Origin of the sequence: Bosea vestrisii (assembly GCF_030144325.1) — a bacterium.
GTDB lineage: Bacteria > Pseudomonadota > Alphaproteobacteria > Rhizobiales > Beijerinckiaceae > Allobosea > Allobosea vestrisii_A.
Map to the genome: position 1 here is coordinate 4,593,470 of NZ_CP126307.1, position 19,762 is coordinate 4,613,231.

Consider the following 19,762-nt stretch of genomic DNA (forward strand, 5'->3'; position numbering starts at 1 on the left):
CGTCAATCGCGCCGGAAGATCACGGTCGCAAGCCAGCCGAATAGCAGCGCGAGGACAGCGGTCGCCAGGCCATAGAGAAACGGCCGCTCATGCGCGGCCGAGGCCATGCTCTGTTCCGCGCCGGTCTTCACCACTTCGAAATTGGTGGTCTGGCGCGCCAGCACCGAACCGCCGGCATAGAGCAGCACCTCGACCTCATAAGGACCGGTCGGCGCTGTCGCAGGGATCTTGATCTGCGAGCTGAACAGGGCCGGCGACAGGAAGGTGACGCCGCGCTCATCGAGCAAGTAAAGCCGCTTGCCTTCGAGCGTTCGGATCAGCGCGTCACGATAGCGGCCGATATCGAAGTCGAAATCGAAGCCGGTTTGCGAGCGCTGCGCGTTGGCGAGACCGATCCGGTCGCGCCGTGCCGCGTCCTCCGACAGGATCTCTTTGATCGGCCGGTTGGTTGCGACGGAGAGATAGATCGAGCGGTCCGGGAAGCGCCGCTGGTTGCGGTTGATCCAGATTGGACCGACACGCTCCTTCTCACGCACGATCAGCATGCGCTGCGGGCCGCGTACCGTGACGACGATGTCGAAGGGGTCGGCGCGTGCCACCGAGCGCCCGTCGCGCTCGACCAGGCCGAACACCGCGAGCTGGTCTCCAGTGAAATTGGAGGCGATCGCGATCCGGTGGGTCGACAGTGCCGCGATCAGCGTCTCGGCCTTCGCCGGAACGGTAGCGAGCGCCGCAAGGCAGGTTGCGGCCAGTGCGAGCGCCGCGCGTCTCATCGCTGCGCTCCTTCCGGCACGACCACGGAGTAGGGCTCGTTCGGCGGCAGGAAGAGCTCGACCCCAAAGCGCAGGCCGACCGAGAGGATCAGCAGCGCCAGCAGCAGGCGGAACGACGAGACATTGAGGTTGCGCGCTGCCCGGCCGCCGAACTGCGCGCCGATGACGCCGCCGACCAGCAGTAGCATGGCGAGGATGATGTCGACCGACTGGTTGGTGACCGCGTGCAGCACCGTCGCGCCGGACATGGTGACCAGGATCTGGAACAGCGAGGTGCCGACCACCACCGCCGGCGGAATCCGGAAGAAGTAGATCAGCGCCGGGACCAGCATGAAGCCGCCGCCGACGCCGAGCACGGCGCCGATGAAACCGATGATGACGGCGAGGCCCGCGATCGGGATCGCGCTGGCGTAGAGCTGCGAGCGCGGGAAACGCATCCGCAGCGGCAGGCCCATCCAGGGCGGATGCGAGCCGGCCTCGCGCCGCAGACGGGCAGGCTTGCCGGCCCGGTCGCGCATCGCAGCGCGCACCGCGTCGAACAGCATCAGCCCGCCGATCAGGGTGAAGAGCGTGACATAGGACAAAGTGATGACCAGCTCGAGCTGGCCGAGGCGCCGCATCGAGTTGAAGAACAGCACGCCCATGATCGTGCCGAACAGGCCGCCCGCGACCAGGATGCCGCCGAGCTTGAAGTCGAGCGCATTGCGCCGCCAGTAGGTTAAGACGCCGGTCATCGATGAGCCGGCGACCTGTGCCGCCACGGTCGCGACAGCGACCGCTGGCGGGATGTCGAGGAAGATCAGCAATGGCGTCAACAGGAAGCCGCCGCCGACGCCGAACAGACCCGAGATGAAGCCGACCGCGCCGCTCAGGCCAAGGACGAGGAAAACGCTGATCGGCAGTTCCGCGATCGGGAGATAGATCTGCACTCTTCCAAACCCCGTCCGCCAGCGACGCTCCTGCGCCAAGGCATGGTCCGCAGAAGTGGACACCACTTTTGCGACGAGAACGTGCCCGGCTCACTGAGCCGGCGCGAATTCCTGTCGTTCGGCCGGTGCCGGTCGAACGAAAGCGCGTTGTAGCGTCGAGATCGTGACGCTACAGCCGAAACCTTTTCAATTTGTTCAGTTCTGAGCGGCTCTCGGGCGCAGGCCGGGTGGTCTGCGCCCGCGGGTTCAGCCGCGGCCGGGCTTCGCCGGCTTCTTGGCGGCGACCGGCTGCTCGTCCCAGCCCTTTGCCGGTGGCGTCACCTCGTTGGCGTTCGCCTCCAGCGGCTTCGGCTTCCAGCTCTCTGTCGCCGCCTTGGCCGCGGCAAGATCGCTCGCGGAGAGCCGACCGGCCACCTCGTCGCGCTTGCGTCCGGCGTCTTCGTCGCCCTGGGCGGCGGCGATCGCGAACCAACGATAGGACTGGCCGAGATCGGCCGGCGCGCCGAGACCGCGGCCGAGCAGGATGGCGAGGTTGTACTGGCTGTCGCGCACGCCGTGCTCGGCGGCGCGGCGGAACCATTCGGTCGCCGTGGCGTAGTCCGGCTTGCCGCCGGCGCCCTCGGCGTAGAGCACTGCGAGATTGTGCATCGCCTTGGCGTTGCCGCGTTCGGCGGCGCGGCCATACCAGACCTTGGCGAGAGCCGGGTCGCGATTGGTGCCTATGCCCTTCTCGAACATGTTGCCGAGCCGGAACTGGGCGGGCGTGAGGCCGGCGACGGCGGCGCGTTCGAACAGGCGCAGCGCCAGTTTCGGGTCACGATTGGCCGGTGCGTCTGCCGCCTGGGCGGCGAGCTGGTAGACGGCGCGCGCATCGCCCGCAAGCGCCGCCTTGCGCAGGCCGGCGCTGCCGAGCGCTGCCGGCAGATCGCCGATGCCGGTGACGGTCTCGGTCGCCTCGGACGGGCTCTGCAGGGGCAGTGCGGCGACCAGGGAAGGCACCGTGGCCGCCGGCGTCTCTGGGCTCGCTGCCGGCAAGGTCGGGACAGGCGCCAACGCGGCTGCCTGTGCCGGTGTCGTGCCGAGCTGCAGCGGCGGCAGGGCGGAATTTTGGTCCTTCACCGGCGGAGCCGCCGGCTCGATCGGGGCGGACTGCGGCGTCGGCTGGATCGCCGGCGTCTCGGCGGGCGCGACCTTGGACGGGGCAGTCTGGATGCTCTCGTTCGCCACCTGCTTCTTGGCGCCCTGCTGGGACAGGTAGGTTCCCGCGGCGCCGACCGCCAGGATAAGCGCGGCGAAGCTGAGCAGCAGCGGCCGCCGGCGCTTCTCCATGATGTCCTTGAGGCGCCCGCCGGAGGCAGGCTTGCCGGGCTTGGTCGCCTCGGCCATGGCGGCCGGATTGGCGGAGGCCGCCTCGCTGGCGGCCTTGGCCGAGCGCCGTGCCGCGGCGATCAGGCTCTGGCGCACGGCCTGCGGATCATTGCCCTGCGGTGCGGGCGCATCGGGGCGCGGCCGGCCGGAGCCCGGCTCCAGCGGCAGGTCGAGCCCGCTCGTGCGCGGTAGCCGCGGCTCGGCGGCGAAGCGCTCGGCCATCATCGGAGCGGTGAGGGCGGGGGGCCCTGGCGTCTTCGGCCTCAGTGGGGACCTGAGCCCTCGGTGCCGGCGCACTGCCGCGCCGCCCGCGATCGACGCCGAGCTCGGCTTCAAGGTCGCCGAGGCGCCCGATAATGGTTTCCAGCGTCCGGTGCACGGCACCGATGGCATCCTGCGTCTCGCGTCCGGCCGAGACATTGGTCTCGCGCAGGCCAGTCATGAGGTCGCTGAGCTCGGACAGGCTCGCGCCGCGTGACGGCGCCAGATCGGCCATGGCGGCGCGTGCAGCGCGCTCGGCGGTGACGGCTGTGTCCTCGCGCATGCTCTGCAGATGAACGACGAGATCCTGCAGCGTCCGCTCGATGCCGTTTTCGGCCGTACGTGTCGCCGCCTGCTCGTCGAGCCGCCGCGTCAGGCCCGCGATCTGCTGTTCCAGCGCGTCGAAGGAATCCGAACCGGCGCCCGGCCGGCCAGCCTCGTCGATCTTGGTCGCAAGGCCGCGCAGCATCTCCTCGACCGGCCGCATGTCGACCCGCGCCAGCGGGGTTCCGCCATCGTCGACCATATGGGCGAGGGTGCTCGAGGCCGCGAGTTGCTCGACGCGGCTGGTCAGTGCCTCGATCCGATCATCGAGCCGGCTCGGGGGCCTGTCGGCGAGGTGTTCGAGCTTGATCACCAGGGCTTCGATGCGCTCGGCCAGTTTATTGGAGACCGGGCGTCCGCTGGCGTCGAGCTCGCCGAGGCGGGCAATCAGCTGATCGACCTGGCCATCGATGACGGAGGTCTGCATCGACGGCAGGGATTCGACCTTCTGGGCGAGCGCTTCGACCTGGCGCGACAAGGCCAGTAGCGGCCCGCTGTCGCCGGCCCGCTCGCGCAGGCGGTCGGCGTGCAAGGTTTCGCGGACATCCTCGATCGCCAGCGACAGGCCGTGCAGGTCGCGGGTGTCGTCGCGCAGGCGGCCGACGTCCGAGGTCAGAGCGCTGAGCTGCAGCGAGAGATCGTCGAGCCGCCGCCCGTCGGTCGCCGAGACGACGTCGCGAAGTTCGGCGATCTCGCGCAGGATCGGCGCCACCGTCTGGTGGTCGCTACCGCGCGTGGCGAGCGCATCGACCTTGGCGGCGAGATGGGCGATCTCCAGCTCGAAGCGGTTGTAGCTCTCGTTGGAGCGCGCCTCGGCCAGCCGGCCGATTTCGGATTCGATCCGCGCCAAAGGCTTGAGGAGCGGATCGAGCCGTTCACGTCCGTCGAAGCGATCGAGCCGGCCGCCGAGCTCGGCGATCGCGCGCTCCAGCGGCCGGTAGCTGCTGCGAGGCTCCTCGGCGCGCGGCGCGGGCTGCGCTGCCGGGGCGATCCGATCACTGAACTGGCGCAGGTCGTCGCGCAGGCTTGCCAGCGATGGCGCTGGGGCAGGGCGCTCGAAGGCGGAAGCGCGCGCTTCGCCATCGAGGGAACGCTGGCGTGAACGGATATCGGAAACGGCGGCCGCCAGGCCGTCGCGGCTCAGTACGGAACGCACGGGCTGCGCGACCGGCCGGCGGCTCGTCTCCTCGGCCCGGCGCTCCATCTCGACGAGGCGCTCGCTCATCGTCTTGATCGAATCGGCGATCACGGAGGTGGTGCGTTCCTGCCGCTCCACCGTGGCGCGCTCGCCTTGCGACAAGCGGCTCTCGGTGCGCTCCATCCACTTGGCGATCGAGTCGAGGGCGCTTGCCGTCCTGGCATTGCTGTCGCGTGTCAGACGCTCCGCCATCGCGGCCTGGGTAATGAACGCGTCCATGCGATCGCGCGCGATATCTGGCCTTGCCGCAACTGCCTGCGGCGCGGCGGCCGTCTGCATCCCGCCCTGGGAGAGGCGTGCGAGGCGCTCCGACAACATGACGATGTCCTGATCTTCCGTCTCGTTTGCGACGGATTCGGGTTCACCAGCCTCTTCGCGGATCTTGTTGTCGAGCCATTCGCCGAGCGTCATCCCGGCCCGGCGCGCGGCAGCCTTCGCCGCATCGCGCGTGCGCGGGTCGACGCCTTTGACGCTCCAGGGCAGGCTGGTCGCCATGTCACCTTCGCCTCGAGGGCCGGTCTTTAACAAGCAGGCGCGCTGCCCCCTCATACGGCGGCGCCCCTGCGATCTCGGCATTCATGAACATCAAGTTGATGCGGAAAACTCTGGAGATCGCGGCACCGACTTTTCGCACTCACGGTAAACAGAGCGTTAAGATCGGGGGGACGGACGTTAATTTTGTCCAAACATGTGCCGGGACAGCCCGTCCGGGGCTGGATATAGACGGGGCATAACCGTAACTTACCCCCAACCGGAGACGAATAACGTGACGTAAGGGAGCCGCTGCCCCTACATTGCCGGCAACGCAGGAGCGCCTTCCGATGGGTCAGGCCGCTTCGCCTCACAACCTCCAAGGATCAGAAATGCCGCGCCAAGGCTCAGCTCTGGCGGCCACACCGAGTCACGACGGCCGCTCCGCCTCTCAGACGACGAACGACACCGACGCCGGTGGTTTCACCATTAGCGACCTCGCCCGCGAGTTCGGCGTGACCCTGCGCACATTGCGCTTCTATGAATCGCGCGGCCTGCTCGCGCCGGCCCGCTCGGGCCTGACCCGGATCTATTCCGGCCGCGACCGCGCCCGCCTCACGCTCATTCTGAAGGGCAAGCAGCTCGGCTTCACCCTGGTCGAGATCCGCGCCATGCTCGCCAATGAGGAAGGCAAGGACATCAAGGGCAAGGAGCCGTCCGCCTCGGTCGGTGGCCTGCAGCTCAGCCGCAGCCAGATCGCCGAGCAGCTCGAATTGCTGCGCAGCCAGCGCGTCGAGATCGAGGCCGCCATCGCCGAGCTCGAGACGACTCTCGCGCGCCTCGACGCCTGACACGGCCAGGTCGCCCGCCGACCCATCCCGCTGAGATCATGATGCCCTGAACCTCGCCGGTTCGGGGCATTTTTCGTTTGCACCCCTGTCGCCGCGCGCGCCAATCTCCTTGGGCAGCGCTGTCCGGACGAAAAAATGAGCGCGGCCCCTTGGCAAGTCGCGGCCGGATAGTTTATATATGAACTATTCCGAGGCGCCGCTGTCATATCGAGCCGGCAAGCTTCGTCCAAGATCGTTGTCAAAACGCCAGGGAGGGATGCGATGCCGGTTTACAAGGCACCCGTCGAAGACACGCTGTTCCTGCTCAACGACGTCTTCCAGTTCGAGCGCTACAACAACCTGCCGGGCTTTGCCGAGGCGACGCCCGATCTGGTCGAGGCGGTGCTCGGCGAGGGCGCCAAGCTCTGCGAGGAAGTGCTGCAGCCGCTCAACCATTCCGGCGACAAGGAAGGCTGCAAGCGCAACGACGACGGCTCTGTAACCACGCCGAAGGGCTTCAAACAGGCCTATGAGGCCTATGCTGCCGGTGGCTGGGTCGGGCTCGCCATGGACCCCGAATATGGCGGCCAGGGCCTGCCTTATACGCTCGGCGCCATCATGAACGAGTTCTCCTCGTCGGCGAACATGGCCTTCTCGATGTATCCCGGCCTGACCATGGGCGCGATGGCCGCGCTCTATGTCCACGGCTCGGACGAGGTGAAGCGCACCTATCTGCCGAAGATGGCCGAAGGCACCTGGTCGGGCACGATGAACCTGACCGAGCCGCATTGCGGCACCGATCTCGGCCTGATCAAGACCAAGGCCGTCCCGAATGGCGACGGCACCTATGCGATCACCGGCACCAAGATCTTCATCTCGGCCGGCGAGCAGGACATCACCGAGAATATCGTCCACCTCGTGCTCGCCCGCATCGAGGGCGCGCCTGCCGGCGTCAAGGGCATCTCGCTCTTCGTCGTGCCGCGCAACGAGGTCGGCGCCGACGGCTCGGTCGGCGCGAACAACCATGTCTCCTGCGGCTCGATCGAGCACAAGATGGGCATCCACGGCAACTCGACCTGCGTCATGAACTATGACGGGGCCAGGGGCTGGCTGGTCGGGACCGAGAACAAGGGCCTCAACGCCATGTTCGTGATGATGAACGAGGCCCGCCTCGGCGTCGCGATCCAGGGCTTGGCCCAGTCCGAGGTCGCCTATCAGAACGCCGTCGTCTACGCCAAGGACCGCCTGCAGGGTCGCGCGTTGACCGGCGCCAAGAACCCCGACAAGGCCGCCGACCCGATCATCGTTCATCCTGACGTGCGCCGCACGCTGATGTCGATCAAGGCCTTCAACGAGGCGGCGCGTGCCTTCGTGCTCTGGAACGCGATCAAGTCGGATGTCGCCCACCGCTCGACCGACGCCGCCGAGCGCCAGGCCGCCGACGATCAGCTCGGCCTGATGACGCCGGTGCTCAAGGGCGTCCTCACCGATGTCGGCTTCGACAACGCGGTGAAAGCCCAGCAGATGTATGGCGGCCATGGCTATATCGCCGAATGGGGCATGGAGCAGTTCGTCCGCGATGCCCGCATCGCCATGATCTACGAGGGCGCCAACGGCGTGCAGGCCATGGACCTGGTCGGCCGCAAGCTCGGCCGCGACGGCGGGCGCGCCATCATGGCCTTCTTCAACGAGGTCGGCGCCTTCGTGAAGGAGAACGAGGCCGACGAGGCGCTGAAGCCGCTCCTGGTTTCGCTCGCCGCCTCGCTCGGCCATCTCCAGCAGGCGACGATGTGGTTCATGCAGAACGCGCTCGCCAAACCGGACAATGCCGGCGCCGGCGCGCATGACTACATGCACCTGCTCGGCCTGGTCTCGCTCGGCTACATGTGGGCGAAGATGGCCAAGGTCGCGCAGGACAAGCTCAAGGCCGGCGCCAATGGCCAGGCCGAGCGCATGAACGCCAAGCTCGTCACCGCCCGCTTCTTCATGGAGCGTTCGCTGCCCGAGACCGCCGCCCATCTGGCGCGGATCACCACGGGAGCGGATTCGACCATGGCGCTGAACGCCGAGCAGTTCTGAACGTGAATGTCATGCCCGGGCCCAGGCCCGGGCATCTTGCAGAATTGCCTCATCGTGAAATGGTCGGGTCAAGCCCGACCATGACGGCGGGGACCGAAACGAGCCGCAATCGCGGCCAGCCCGGGAGGCCTTGATGGCTGAAGCCTTCATCTACGATCACGTCCGGACGCCGCGCGGCAAGGGTAAGGCGGACGGTTCGCTCCACGAAGTCACCGCGATCGAATTGGGCACGCAGACCCTGCGCGCCATCAAGGAGCGCAACAGCCTCGACACCAAGCTGGTCGAGGATGTCGTCTTCGGCTGCGTCGATCCTGTCGGCGAGGCTGGTGCCGACATCGCCCGCACCGTCGCGCTCAAGGCCGGCTACGGCAAGGAAGTGCCGGGCGTGCAGATCAACCGCTTCTGCGCTTCGGGTCTCGACGCGGTCAACCTCGCGGCAGCGCAGGTCATGTCCGGCCAGAAGGAGATGGCGATCGGCGGCGGCGTCGAGAGCATGTCCCGCATCGGCATGGGCGCCTCGGGCTTCGGCATCGCGGTCGATCCGTCAGTCGCGATCGACACCTATTTCATGCCGCAGGGCGTCTCGGCCGACCTGATCGCGACGAAATACGGCTTCTCGCGCGACGATGTCGACGCCTATGCCGTGCGCTCGCACAAGCGCGCCGCGGCCGCCTGGCAGGCCGGCCACTTCAAGAACTCGGTGATCCCGGTCACCGACGTCAACGGCTTGATCCTGCTCGACCGCGACGAGACCATCCGCCCGAACACCGACATGCAGGCGCTGGCCTCGCTCAAGGCCTCCTTCGTCCAGATGGGCGAGATGGGCGGCTTCGATGCGGTCGCGACGGCGGCACATCCCGATGTCGAGTTCGTCAACCACGTCCACCATGCCGGCAATTCCTCCGGCATCGTCGACGGCGCTGCGGCTGTGCTCGTCGGCTCGAAGAAGGCCGGCAAGGCCGCGGGCCTGAAGCCCCGCGCCCGCATCCGCGCCTTCGCCACCACCGGCTCCGATCTCGCGCTGATGCTGACCGGCCCGGTCGACGTCACCGAGCTGGTGCTGAAAAAGGCCGGGATGAGCGTCAAGGACATCGATTTGTTCGAGCTGAACGAGGCCTTCTCCTCGGTCGTGCTGCGCTACCAGCAGGCCTTCGACATCGACGACGCCGTGCTCAACGTCAATGGCGGCGCCATCGCCATGGGCCATCCGCTCGGCGCCACCGGCGCGATGATCCTGGGCACCGTGCTCGACGAGCTCGAGCGCACCGACAAGCAGGTCGCGCTGGTGACCCTCTGCGTCGCCGTCGGCATGGGCGTCGCCACCATCATCGAGCGGGTTTGAACCTCCCTCCCTTCCCCTTGTGGGGAAGGGCCGGGGATGGGGGCGAACGACCGGGTGAGCGATCACCAAGCGGGACGCCCCCACCCCTCTCCCCTCCCCACAAGGGGGAGGGGAAGCGCCTTACCTGACAACGCCTCCGGCACGGAGGCTCCCCGGAGGGATCGTCCATGAACCTCGTCAATTTCCGCTTCGAGACCGACGCCGACGGCATCGCCACCCTGACCTGGGACATGCCCGAGCGCTCGATGAACGTCATCACCCCGCAGGTGATGGCGGAACTCGACCAGGTCGTCGACAAGGTTGCGGGCGACGAAGCCATCAAGGGCTGCGTCATCGTCTCCGGCAAGGAAGCGTTCTCCGGCGGCGCCGACCTCACCATGCTGCAGGGCCTGCGCGACCTCTACGTCAAGCTCGCCAAGGAGCAGGGCGAGCAGGTCGCGATGCAGCGCTTCTTCGACGAGAGCCGCAAGCTCAGCCAACTCTATCGCAAGCTCGAAACCTGCGGGAAGCCGTTCGCGGCGGCGATCCATGGCGTCTGCCTCGGCGGCGCCTTCGAGCTCGCGCTCTCCTGCCAGCTGCGTGTCGTCTCGGACGATGCCTCGACCCGCGTCGGCCTGCCCGAGATCAAGGTCGGGCTGTTCCCGGGCGCCGGCGGCACCCAGCGCGTCTCGCGCCTGATGCAGACCGGCGACGCACTGCAGATGATGTTTAAGGGCGAGCAGATCAAGGCGCTGCCGGCCCGCAATTCCGGCCTCGTCCACGCCGTCGTGCCGCGTGACCAGATCGTCGCCGCCGCCAAGGAATGGCTGAAAGCCAATCCGCAGGCCAAAGCGCTCTGGGACGATCCGAAGTTCAAGCTGCCGTCCAACAAGGTGCATTCGCCGGCCGGCATGCAGATCTGGCCGCCGGCCAGCGCGATCTATCGCCGCGAGACCAACGACAACTACCCGGCCGCCCGCGCCATTCTGAGCGCGGTTTATGAGGGCCTGCAGCTGCCGATCGATCTCGCCCTCAAGGTCGAGAGCCGCTACTTCGCCAAGATCCTGCGGACGAAGGAGGCGGCCTCGATGATCCGCTCGCTCTTCGTCTCGATGCAGGAGTTGAACAAGGGCGCCCGCCGCCCGGCCGATATTCCAGTTTCGAAGCTGAAGAAGGTCGGCGTCATCGGCGCCGGCTTCATGGGCGCCGGCATCGCCTATGTCACCGCCAATGCCGGCATCGAGGTCGTCCTCGTCGATCGCGATCTCGAGGCGGCCGAGAAGGGCAAGGCCTATTCGCACAAGCTGATTACCGACCAGATCACCAAGGGCCGCGCCAAGACCGCCGATCGCGACGCATTGCTCGGCCGCATCAAGGCCTCGGCCGACTATGCCGATCTCAAGGGCTGCGACCTGATCGTCGAGGCTGTGTTCGAGGACCCCAAGGTCAAGGCCGAGGTCATCGCCAAGGTCGAGGCCGTGGTCGGCCCCAAGACGATCTTCGGCTCCAACACCTCGACGCTGCCGATCACCGGCCTCGCCGAGCACAGCGAGCGTCCGAAGAACTTCATCGGCATCCACTTCTTCTCGCCGGTCGAGAAGATGCTGCTGGTCGAGATCATCATGGCCAAGAAGACCGGCAAGAAGGCGCTCGCCATGGCGCTCGACTTCGTCCGCGCCATCAAGAAGACGCCGATCGTCGTCAACGACACCCGCGGCTTCTATGCCAATCGCTGCGTCGGCAATTACATCCGCGAGGGCCACCTCATGCTGATGGAAGGTGTGCCGCCGGCGATGATCGAGGCCGCCGGCAAGCAGGCCGGCATGCCGGTCGGACCGCTCTCGCTCAATGACGAGGTCGCGGTCGATCTCGCCTACAAGGTGCTGAAGGCGACCAAGGCGCAGCTCGGCGAAGGCGCAGTCGATCCGGCGCAGGAGAAGCTGCTGGCCGAGATGGTCGAGAAGCATGGCCGCCTCGGCCGCAAGAACAGGAAGGGCTTCTACGATTATCCGGAAGCGGGTCCGAAGCGGCTCTGGCCCGGCCTCGCCGAGCTCACCAAGAACCGGCTCGAGCCCGAGCTGGTCGACATGGAAGAGCTGAAGCACCGCCTGCTCGTCACGCAGGCGCTGGAAGCGGCCAGGACCTATGAGGAAGGCGTCGTCACCGATCCGCGCGAGGCCGATGTCGGCTCGATCATCGGCTTCGGCTTCGCGCCCTATTCGGGCGGCACGTTGAGCTACATCGACAATATGGGCGCGGCGGCCTTCGTGAAGCTCTGCGAGAGCTTGGCCAAGAAGCATGGCGAGCGCTTCAAGCCGAACCGGCTGCTGAAGCGCATGGCCAAGACCGGCGAGAGCTTCTACGGCAGCGCCGAGAAGAAGGCCGCGGCCTGATCAGGCGAAGAGCCGCTCCTTCAGGAGCGGCTCCAGCCAGTCGGCGAAGGCCTTGAAGCGGCGCGAGAGATGCTGCCGGTGCGGATAGAGCAGGGCGACCGGCATCGGCTCGGCCCTGTAGTCCGGCATCACCTCGCTGCCGGATGCGCAGTAACAACCTGGGGAGCGTGGAGCGCATCCATCTGGATCGCTACGCTGTGGTCGCAATGACGCTTCAATCGAGGAGCGCACTACAATACTGCGATGCCTGTACGTCCGATCCTGAGCTTTCCCGACCCGCGCCTGCGACTGCCCGCGCCTCCGGTCACGCGCTTCGATGCGGATCTGCGCGCGCTCGCCGAGGATCTGCTCGACACGATGCGGGCGGCACCGGGCATCGGCATCACGGCGCCGCATGTCGGCGTGCTCGCACGTCTCGTCGTGCTGGAGCTGACGCCCGGAGACGTGCGCACTTATGTCAATCCGGAGCTGGACCAGGTCTCGCGCGAAACCATCCGTCATACCGAGGGCAGCGTCTCGATGCCGGGCGTCACCGACGAGCTCGAACGCCATGCCCGCATCCGTGTGCGCTATCAGGATCTCGGCGGGACAGAGCAGAATGAGGACGCGGACGGCCTGCTCGCCATCTGCCATCAGCACGAAATCGACCAGCTCGACGGCGTCTTCTGGATCGACCGCCTGTCGCGGCTCAAGCGCGACAGGCTGATCGCCCGCTACAACAAGCTGCGGCGGGGGTAGCACCGAGGGCATGGCGTCATGCTCGGGTCTGCGCTTCGCTTCGCCCGAGAATGACGCCCGGTCCGTTCAGTTCGCCACAGCCCTGATCACCCGCCGCAGCTTGCCGATCAGCTCCTCGACCTGCGCCTCCGTGATGATCAGCGGCGGCGAGAAGGCGATCGTGTCGGCCGCGGTGCGGACCATCAGGCCCTCATCGCGGAAGAGGCGGTCCATCGCTTCGAAGGCGCGCTTGCCGACGCCCTCTGCCCGCGGCGCGAGGTCGACGGCGCCGACCAGGCCGAGCGTGCGGATATCGACAACGTTCGGCTCGCCCTTCAGGCTCATCACCGCATCGGCCCAGCTCTCCTCCATCGCCCGGGCGCGTTCGAACAGGCCCTCTTCGCGATAGATGTCGAGCGAGGCGAGCGCGGCGGCGGCGGCGAGCGGATGGCCGGAATAGGTGTAGCCGTGGAACAGCTCGATGACGTTGTCCGGCCCGCCCATGAAGGCATCGTAGATGTGCTTGCGCACGATCACGCCGCCCATCGGCACCGTGCCTGAGGTCACGCCCTTGGCGAAGGTGATCATGTCGGGGATGACGCCGTAGCGCTCGGCGGCGAAGGCGAAGCCGAGGCGGCCGAAGCCGGTGATGACCTCGTCGAAGATCAGGAGGATGCCGTGCTTGTCGCAAATCTCGCGCAGGCGCTTGAGATAGCCCTTCGGCGGCGGCAGCGCTCCCGTTGAACCGGCCATCGGCTCGACGATCACGGCGGCGATGGTCGAGGCGTCGTGCAGAGCGACCACCCGCTCGAGATCATCGGCGAAATGGGCGCCGTATTCCGGCTCGCCCTTGCTGAAGGCCTGCTTCTCGCGATCATAGGTATGCGAGATATGGTCGGTGCCGGTCAAAAGTCCGCCGAAGAACTTGCGGTTGTTGACCATGCCGCCGACCGAAATGCCGCCGAAGCCGACGCCGTGATAGCCGCGCTCGCGGCCGATCAGCCGGGTCTTCGAGCCTTTGCCCGAGACGTTCCAGTAGGCGAGGGCGATCTTCAGCGCCGAATCGGCCGCCTCCGAGCCGGAGCCGGCGAAGAAGACATGGTCGAGATCGCCCGGCGCCAGCGCCGCGATGCGGGCGGCGGCGGCGAAGACCTTGGGGTGGCCGTACTGGAACGACGGGGCGTAGTCGAGCTCGCGCGCCTGGGCCTGGATCGCCTCGATGATCGGTTCGCGGGCATGGCCGGCATTGCAGCACCAGAGCCCGGCCGTGCCATCCATCACCGGCTTGCCCTCGGGGGTGTAGTAGAACATGCCCTCGGCCCGGGCGACCATGCGCGGATTCTGCTTGAACGACCGGTTCGCCGTGAACGGCATCCAGTAGGCTTCGAGATCGTTCGGCGAGCTGATGGCGCGCGGCGCAGAGGTCATGATCCGGTCCCATTTAGTTTTTTAAAGCTTCCTCAACCTAGCAGCGCGGTCGGGGCTGTAAATCCGCATCGGCTCGGGGCATGCCTGCGCCCGGCGGGCGGCAGCCTGCTCGCTGACGCAAGGTGACGTAACGTCGTTTGTGGCGTAGGCTCAATAGGGGGTAACACTGGACTACGCCCCGATGGCCGAGGATGCCGCTTGTCCGGACGGGACCGAGCCCATCGCGACGGAGGAAATCCGCGCGCAGCTCGATCGCGTACTCGCGTCGGATATCTTCCGTAGCGCGCCGCAGTTGACCGCCTTCTTGAGCTATGTCGTCGAGCAGGCGCTGGCCGGCCGTGCCGGCGAGCTGAAAGGCTATACCATCGCCGTCGAGGCGTTTGGTCGCTCCGCCGATTTCGATCCGCAATCCGATCCGATCGTCCGGGTCGAGGCGGGGCGGCTGCGCAAGGCGCTCAACCTCTATTTCGCGGCTGATGGCGTACGCGATCCAGTCCGGATCGCTATTGCGGTCGGAGCCTATGTGCCGAGCTTTACGCGACTCGCCGCGTCCGAGTCGGAGCTGACCGGGCTGGCATCGGATGCAGGGCGGGCCGCGATGCCGGTTGCCGCACCGACGCGCTTCCGGCTCTATGCCGCCGGCTCTATCGCGCTGCTGGCGGCTCTGATTGCGCTTGCCGCCTGGCATCTCTCGCGCGGATCGGAGCCCGGCACGACCATGTCGAAGGGGACGCGCTTGCGCCACGACCAGCCCTGTCGGTCGCGCCGGAGCAAATGGCGTCGGAGACCGCCGCCGAGCCGGTCACGGTGGCGGCGAGCTTGCCAGTGGTCGCCGTCGTGGTTGCTGGCGACATCGCCGATCCCGCGATCGAGGATGCGGCGCGGCTGTTCATGCGCCATCTCGTCGACACCATGGCCCGTTTCGACGACCTGCTCGTGGTCAAGACACCCGGCACGGCGCTGCGGCCAGAGGATGGGGCCGATTATGTCCTGACCCTCAACACTGCGCGGGCCGGCGACAAGATCGAGGGCTTCGTGCGGCTCAGTGCTGCAAAGGACGGCCGCATCGTCTGGACGACGTCCGGCGAGCGCAGCCTTGCCGCACTCGGTGACGGTTCGGAACTGCGCGAAATGGCGCAGCGGCTGGCGATCCGGCTCGTCCAGCCTTACGGCATCCTGCATGCCGACCTCAGGCTGGCCACGCTGCCGCCCGCGACCAGCTGTATCTATCAGGCGCTCAACGTCCGCCGGCACATGCGGGCCGAAGACCACCTCGCTGCCCGCAACTGCCTCGATGCGCTCATCGCGCGCGATCCCGAATTCCACCCGGCCTGGTCGCATCTGGCGCTGCTCACCGCCGACGAATACGCCTCCGGCCTGAACGTTCGTTCCGGCTCGCCGCTCGATCGCCTTCTTGCCGCCGCAGTCAATGCGGTGAGACTGGCGCCGGTGAGTGCACGCGCGCATCAGGCGATGATGGAGGCGCAGTTTCTGCGCGGCATGACGGAAGAGGCGCTCAAGTCGGGCCGGGAGGCTCTGGCGCGCAACCCTTACGATCCCGACATCATGGCGGATCTCGGCGCGCGCTATGTCCAGCTCGATCGGGCGGCAGAAGGGTTGCCGCTGCTCGAGCGCGCCGTCGCCCTGAGCATTGGCCGCCCGTCCTGGTACGATATCTACCTGTTCCTGGCCGCTCATCTGACCGGCGCCGACAAGCTGGCCGAGACCCAGGCTGCCTTGATCAAGTCGGACGAGACCCCCCTCGGCTTGATCGGGCGCGCCGTGGCGAGCGCTGCCGCCGACGATCGTGTCGATCTGGCGGAGGTCCTGCGGCTGCTCGGGCAGGTTGAGCCGCTGTTTGCCCTCGATGCGCGGCTCTATCTGACCCGCAAGGGGTTTTCCCCGGCTGCCAGCGACCGCATCCTCGCCGCCATCGGGCAGATCGGCCTGCAGCCCCGCTAGGGCAAGATATCCTGTGAACTCCTCTGGATGCGCCCGCGAGATTCGACGAAGGGCCTCGCAGGCGATGAATCCGGCCGCTATCCTGTGCTGGTCGCAGCTGATTCGTAGCGTCGCGTTCCCCTTCAACCCCTTGCGCGATTTCAGCCCTTGGCTCGCATCCGCCTCAGCGCTCTCTCTCCGGCCGCCAGCGGCGTCGCCGGCTTTTCGCTGGGCGCCGCCGCCATTTTGCTGCTGCCGGGGAATCTCGCCAACGCGATCGGCCTCCTGAGTGCAGGGCTCGGTCTTGCCGGGGCCGCGGCTCTCGCGCGTCGGGGCCGGACGCAGGAGCGCGAGCAGCTGCTTGCGGCGATCGGCGAGGTCAAGGTCCGTCTCGCGACCAATGCCATCCGCGTCGATACGATGGCGAAGCGCTTCGACCAGCTGCCGATGGCCGAGGCTGATGCTGCGCCCGCCAAGGCGATGCTCCACGAGCTGACGGCCGAGGTAGGCCTGCTTGGCGATCTCCTGCAACAGGTCGCAACGACGCTGGGCGAGCATGACGACCAGCTCAGCCGGATCGAGGGGCGGCTCGCCAATCCACAGCCGCAGCCGGCGCGTCTCGTGGCGTTTACGCCCGAGCGGACCGAGCCCCGCATTCCGGAGCCCCTGACCGCGAGCCGGCAGGACCCGACCGAGGCCGCGCGGCTTCGGGCCGCCGAGGAGCGCGCCGCCCTGATCAGCGAAGCGCTGGCCAAGGGGCAGGTCGAAGTCCATCTCCAGCCTATCGTCAGCCTGCCGCAGCGCCGGACCCGCGGTTACGAGGCGCTGGTCAGACTGCGGCTCGACGAGAAGACGTTGCTGCTGCCCTCCGAGTTCCTGACTACGGTCGAGGAGCGTGGCTTCGGGCCGACGCTCGATGCGCTCGTCCTGACGCGCGCCCTTGCCATAGCCCGTCACCTCGGCGGCAAGCCGGGCGAGCTCTTCGTCGCCTGCAATTTCAGCGCGGCGACCTGGGGTTCATCCCGCGCCCTGGCGGCGTTGTCGCGGATCCTGGAAAAATACCACGAGCATATCGGCAATCTCGTCATCGAGATGCCGCAGCGGGTCTTCAGGTCGCTGGAGCCGGCGAGCCTCGGGCTACTCGGCGCCATGTCGGCCAATGGCGTGCGCTTCGCGCTCGACCATGTCTCGGACCTGCGCTTCGATCCGATTTCACTGCACGATCGCGGCGTGCGCTTCGTCAAGGCTCCGGCGGCGTTGCTGCTGGCGGAGGCGCGCGGCGGCAAGCTTGCCGACATCGCCGTGGGTGATCTCGCAGTCCAGCTCGCCCGCGGCTCGATCCAGCTGGTGGCCGAGGAGGTCGAGGACGATCCGATGGTCGCCGACATGCTCGACCTTGGCATTGCTTACGGCCAGGGCGTCGTCTTCTCGCCGCCACGACCGGTCCGCCCCGAGGTCTTCGCCGAACCGCAGCCGGAGGCTGCTCAGGCTTCCGCCGTTCCAGTCCCGCCGCCCGCATCCGCCGAAGTGGTGGAGCATCCCGCCCTGGCATCGCCGCCTGTCGTGAAGCGCGTGCCCTTCCGCGACATCCTGCGCCGCGCCACCGCTTGAACCTTTCCGTGAGGGCGGAAGCACTGGCCCGCGCCGGCGAAGCCGCGTAAACAGGCGGCGCTTGTCCGACAGGAGTTTCCCCGTGCCGTCATCGACCCGCCTTCTGTCCGGGGTTTCGTCCGTCATCGGTCAGTACGAGCTTTGCCTGTGCGATATCTGGGGCGTGGTCCATAACGGCGTTGCGCCCTTCGCTGCGGCCTGTGATGCCCTGGCAAGGATGCGGGCGGGCGGGGTCACTGTCGTGCTGGTCTCGAATGCGCCGCGCCCGCGCTCCGAGATCGCGGTCCAGCTCGGCAAGCTCGGTGTCCCCGGCGATACCTTCGACGCGATCGTCACCTCCGGCGACGTCGCGCGCGACCTGATCGCCCACCGCGCCGGCGAGCCGCTCTATCATCTCGGCCCGCCGCGCGATCTGCCGCTGATGGCCGGGCTCGATGCGCCGCGCGTCGGGCCGGGCGAGGCACACTATGTCGTCTGCACCGGCCTGTTCGACGACGAGACCGAGACGGCCGAGAGCTACGCCGGTCAGCTCGCCGATTTCGCTCGCCGTGACCTGACGCTGATCTGCGCCAATCCGGATCTCGTGGTCGATCGCGGCGGGCGCATCGTCCCTTGCGCCGGTTCACTGGCTGTCGCTTACGAAAAGATTGGCGGCAAGGCGATCTATGCCGGCAAGCCGCATGCGCCGATCTATGACCTCGCCATCCGTCTCGGCCAGGAATTGCGCGGCGAGACGGTCGAAAAGGCACGCATCCTGGCGGTCGGCGACGCGATCCGCACCGACATCGCCGGCGCAGTCGGATATGGGCTTGATTCGCTGATGTGTGTGGCCGGCATCCATGCCGGCGAGATGGCGGGCTTGTCGGAGGAGGCGCTGGAAGACTGGTTCAGCCGGCAGAGCCACCAGCCCGATTACGCCATGCCGCATCTGGCCTGGTAAAAGCTTAGGCGGCGCAGGCCGCCTCGATCTTCGATTTCAGCGTCTGCGCGTTGAACGGCTTGACGATATAGTTGTTCACGCCGGCCTTCTTGGCGGCGATGACGTTCTCGGTCTTCGATTCCGCCGTCACCATGATGAATGGCGTCTCGGAGATGGCGTCCTCGTTGCGGACCTGGCGTAGCAACTCGTAGCCGGTCATCGGCTCCATATTCCAGTCCGAGATCACCAGCCCGTACTTCTTGTCGCGCATCTTGGCGATCGCGGCAGTGCCGTCGGAAGCGTCGTCGACATTCTCGAAGCCGAGCTGCTTCAGGAGGTTACGGATGATCCGCACCATCGTCTGATAGTCGTCCACTACCAGGATCGGCATTGACGGATCGACAGCCATGACGGCGCTCCAAGCAAGTAGTCCGCGGCGCCGACGATGCCGACGCGGGCCGCTCTCGCAGAGAGGCGACCTTTGGTCAACTGTGATAGGCCGGCGACGTTTCAAAGCCGTTAACCCGGTCGCGGAGTGACCTAGCGGCATACGACCTTTGGGGGAGATCAGAACGACCCAACAGGCACCAAAGTTCAATGGTGCGGTGCAGCGAACTGTGAGACCTTCCCTACTCAACCCCGGATGCAGGCGGTCCTCCGCCGTGCTGCAGTTGCGAGAGCTGACCGATGATGGCGAGCACGCTCTATCAAGTTCACGCCTTCGAGGATCTGGTCGTCGGGCAGCGCGAGAGCCTGATGCGCACCGTCATGGAGCGTGATATCTCGCTCTTCGCCGATCTCTCGGGTGACGCCAATCCGATCCATCTCTGTGATCGCTATGCCGCCTCGACCAAGTTCGGCCAGCGCATCGCCCATGGCATGCTGACCGCGAGCCTGGTCTCGGCCCTGCTCGGCACGCGTCTGCCGGGGCCGGGCGCGGTCTATCTCTCGCAGACACTCAATTTCCTCGCGCCAGTGAAGATCGGCGATGTCGTCACCGCCAGCGTCGAAGTGGTCGAGCTCGTGGCCGAGCGCCGCCGTGCCCGGCTGTTCTGCGAATGCCTGGTCGACGGCAAGGCCGTGCTGGAAGGCGAGGCTTGGGTGGCGTTGCCGCGTGCGGTGGCAAAGGGCTGAGGTCCGGCCTTGACGCTCACCGTTGCTTGGGGCCAAACACGGCCCTAGCCGGGGCTTCCCGGCGC

The 19,762-nt window shown here is 67.2% G+C and carries 15 protein-coding genes and 1 pseudogene; 9 read left to right on the forward strand and 7 right to left on the reverse strand.

Annotated features, from left to right (window positions below):
* Positions 1-2: 2 nt before the first annotated feature.
* The 4 genes from QO058_RS22575 to QO058_RS22590 form a co-directional block, all read right to left on the reverse strand.
* Positions 3-773 carry a TIGR02186 family protein gene (locus QO058_RS22575; protein WP_284168464.1) on the reverse strand — a complete coding sequence of 257 codons (771 nt, stop codon included), beginning with the start codon at positions 771-773 and terminating at the stop codon, positions 3-5.
* A complete protein-coding gene (locus QO058_RS22580) occupies positions 770-1,702 on the reverse strand; it encodes a sulfite exporter TauE/SafE family protein (RefSeq protein ID WP_284168465.1) in 933 nt (310 codons plus the stop codon). Before QO058_RS22580 ends, QO058_RS22575 begins: the two co-directional genes overlap by 4 nt.
* Positions 1,703-1,948: 246 nt before the next feature.
* Positions 1,949-3,292: a hypothetical protein gene (locus QO058_RS22585; protein ID WP_284168466.1), complete on the reverse strand. Its 1,344-nt coding sequence runs from the start codon at positions 3,290-3,292 to the stop codon at positions 1,949-1,951.
* Positions 3,177-5,348 (reverse strand): coiled-coil domain-containing protein, encoded by a 2,172-nt coding sequence (locus QO058_RS22590; RefSeq protein WP_284168467.1) that lies wholly within the window; start codon positions 5,346-5,348, stop codon positions 3,177-3,179. The genes QO058_RS22585 and QO058_RS22590 overlap by 116 nt, the downstream gene beginning before the upstream one ends.
* Positions 5,349-5,716: 368 nt before the next feature.
* On the opposite strand from QO058_RS22590, the gene QO058_RS22595 reads away from it, so the two are divergent.
* From QO058_RS22595 to QO058_RS22610, 4 genes are all read left to right on the forward strand, one after another.
* A complete protein-coding gene (locus tag QO058_RS22595; protein WP_284168468.1) occupies positions 5,717-6,175 on the forward strand; it encodes a MerR family transcriptional regulator in 459 nt (152 codons plus the stop codon).
* A gap of 261 nt (positions 6,176-6,436) precedes the next feature.
* Positions 6,437-8,233 (forward strand): acyl-CoA dehydrogenase C-terminal domain-containing protein, encoded by a 1,797-nt coding sequence (locus QO058_RS22600; protein WP_284168469.1) that lies wholly within the window; start codon positions 6,437-6,439, stop codon positions 8,231-8,233.
* Positions 8,234-8,366: 133 nt separating this feature from the next.
* The gene (locus tag QO058_RS22605) at positions 8,367-9,575 is read left to right on the forward strand and encodes an acetyl-CoA C-acetyltransferase (protein ID WP_284168470.1); all 1,209 of its coding nucleotides are present in this window, start codon (positions 8,367-8,369) and stop codon (positions 9,573-9,575) included.
* Positions 9,576-9,742: 167 nt separating this feature from the next.
* A complete protein-coding gene (locus QO058_RS22610; protein WP_284168471.1) occupies positions 9,743-11,947 on the forward strand; it encodes an FAD-dependent oxidoreductase in 2,205 nt (734 codons plus the stop codon).
* Here the strand turns inward: QO058_RS22610 and QO058_RS22615 are convergent.
* Positions 11,948-12,082, reverse strand: a pseudogene (locus tag QO058_RS22615) (LysR family transcriptional regulator); the annotation flags it as partial. It lies immediately after the preceding gene.
* A 108-nt stretch (positions 12,083-12,190) separates the two neighbouring features.
* Between QO058_RS22615 and QO058_RS22620 the strand changes: the two are divergent.
* Positions 12,191-12,685, forward strand: a complete 495-nt coding sequence (locus tag QO058_RS22620; protein WP_284168472.1) for a peptide deformylase — start codon at positions 12,191-12,193, stop codon at positions 12,683-12,685.
* Positions 12,686-12,751: 66 nt separating this feature from the next.
* Here the strand turns inward: QO058_RS22620 and aptA are convergent, their stop codons facing one another.
* Positions 12,752-14,092, reverse strand: coding sequence for an omega-aminotransferase AptA (gene aptA, locus QO058_RS22625; protein WP_284168473.1), 1,341 nt, complete (start codon positions 14,090-14,092; stop codon positions 12,752-12,754).
* 774 nt (positions 14,093-14,866) lie between these two features.
* Here aptA and QO058_RS22630 point away from each other — a divergent pair.
* From QO058_RS22630 to QO058_RS22640, 3 genes are all read left to right on the forward strand, one after another.
* Positions 14,867-16,054, forward strand: coding sequence for a tetratricopeptide repeat protein (locus tag QO058_RS22630; protein ID WP_284168474.1), 1,188 nt, complete (start codon positions 14,867-14,869; stop codon positions 16,052-16,054).
* 147 nt (positions 16,055-16,201) lie between these two features.
* Positions 16,202-17,644 carry an EAL domain-containing protein gene (locus tag QO058_RS22635; RefSeq protein WP_284168475.1) on the forward strand — a complete coding sequence of 481 codons (1,443 nt, stop codon included), beginning with the start codon at positions 16,202-16,204 and terminating at the stop codon, positions 17,642-17,644.
* A gap of 82 nt (positions 17,645-17,726) precedes the next feature.
* The gene (locus tag QO058_RS22640) at positions 17,727-18,584 is read left to right on the forward strand and encodes a TIGR01459 family HAD-type hydrolase (protein WP_284168476.1); all 858 of its coding nucleotides are present in this window, start codon (positions 17,727-17,729) and stop codon (positions 18,582-18,584) included.
* Positions 18,585-18,588: 4 nt separating this feature from the next.
* Here the strand turns inward: QO058_RS22640 and QO058_RS22645 are convergent, their stop codons facing one another.
* Positions 18,589-18,972: a response regulator gene (locus tag QO058_RS22645; protein WP_126113555.1), complete on the reverse strand. Its 384-nt coding sequence runs from the start codon at positions 18,970-18,972 to the stop codon at positions 18,589-18,591.
* Between the two features lie 278 nt (positions 18,973-19,250).
* Here QO058_RS22645 and QO058_RS22650 point away from each other — a divergent pair, with 278 nt between their 5' ends.
* Positions 19,251-19,697 (forward strand): MaoC family dehydratase, encoded by a 447-nt coding sequence (locus QO058_RS22650; RefSeq protein ID WP_432211970.1) that lies wholly within the window; start codon positions 19,251-19,253, stop codon positions 19,695-19,697.
* The last annotated feature ends 65 nt before the right edge of the window (positions 19,698-19,762 follow it).

What these genes read in the sequence shown, in the direction of transcription:
- QO058_RS22610 (WP_284168471.1), top strand. Translation starts at nt 9,743, where the DNA reads ATGAACCTCGTCAATTTCCGCTTCGAGACCGACGCCGACGGCATCGCC.
- QO058_RS22585 (WP_284168466.1), bottom strand. Translation starts at nt 3,292, where the DNA reads ATGGCCGAGCGCTTCGCCGCCGAGCCGCGGCTACCGCGCACGAGCGGG.
- QO058_RS22600 (WP_284168469.1), top strand. Translation starts at nt 6,437, where the DNA reads ATGCCGGTTTACAAGGCACCCGTCGAAGACACGCTGTTCCTGCTCAAC.
- QO058_RS22595 (WP_284168468.1), top strand. Translation starts at nt 5,717, where the DNA reads ATGCCGCGCCAAGGCTCAGCTCTGGCGGCCACACCGAGTCACGACGGC.
- QO058_RS22650 (WP_432211970.1), top strand. Translation starts at nt 19,251, where the DNA reads ATGATGGCGAGCACGCTCTATCAAGTTCACGCCTTCGAGGATCTGGTC.
- aptA (WP_284168473.1), bottom strand. Translation starts at nt 14,092, where the DNA reads ATGACCTCTGCGCCGCGCGCCATCAGCTCGCCGAACGATCTCGAAGCC.
- QO058_RS22620 (WP_284168472.1), top strand. Translation starts at nt 12,191, where the DNA reads ATGCCTGTACGTCCGATCCTGAGCTTTCCCGACCCGCGCCTGCGACTG.
- QO058_RS22630 (WP_284168474.1), top strand. Translation starts at nt 14,867, where the DNA reads ATGGCGTCGGAGACCGCCGCCGAGCCGGTCACGGTGGCGGCGAGCTTG.
- QO058_RS22645 (WP_126113555.1), bottom strand. Translation starts at nt 18,972, where the DNA reads ATGGCTGTCGATCCGTCAATGCCGATCCTGGTAGTGGACGACTATCAG.
- QO058_RS22590 (WP_284168467.1), bottom strand. Translation starts at nt 5,348, where the DNA reads ATGGCGACCAGCCTGCCCTGGAGCGTCAAAGGCGTCGACCCGCGCACG.
- QO058_RS22605 (WP_284168470.1), top strand. Translation starts at nt 8,367, where the DNA reads ATGGCTGAAGCCTTCATCTACGATCACGTCCGGACGCCGCGCGGCAAG.
- QO058_RS22575 (WP_284168464.1), bottom strand. Translation starts at nt 773, where the DNA reads ATGAGACGCGCGGCGCTCGCACTGGCCGCAACCTGCCTTGCGGCGCTC.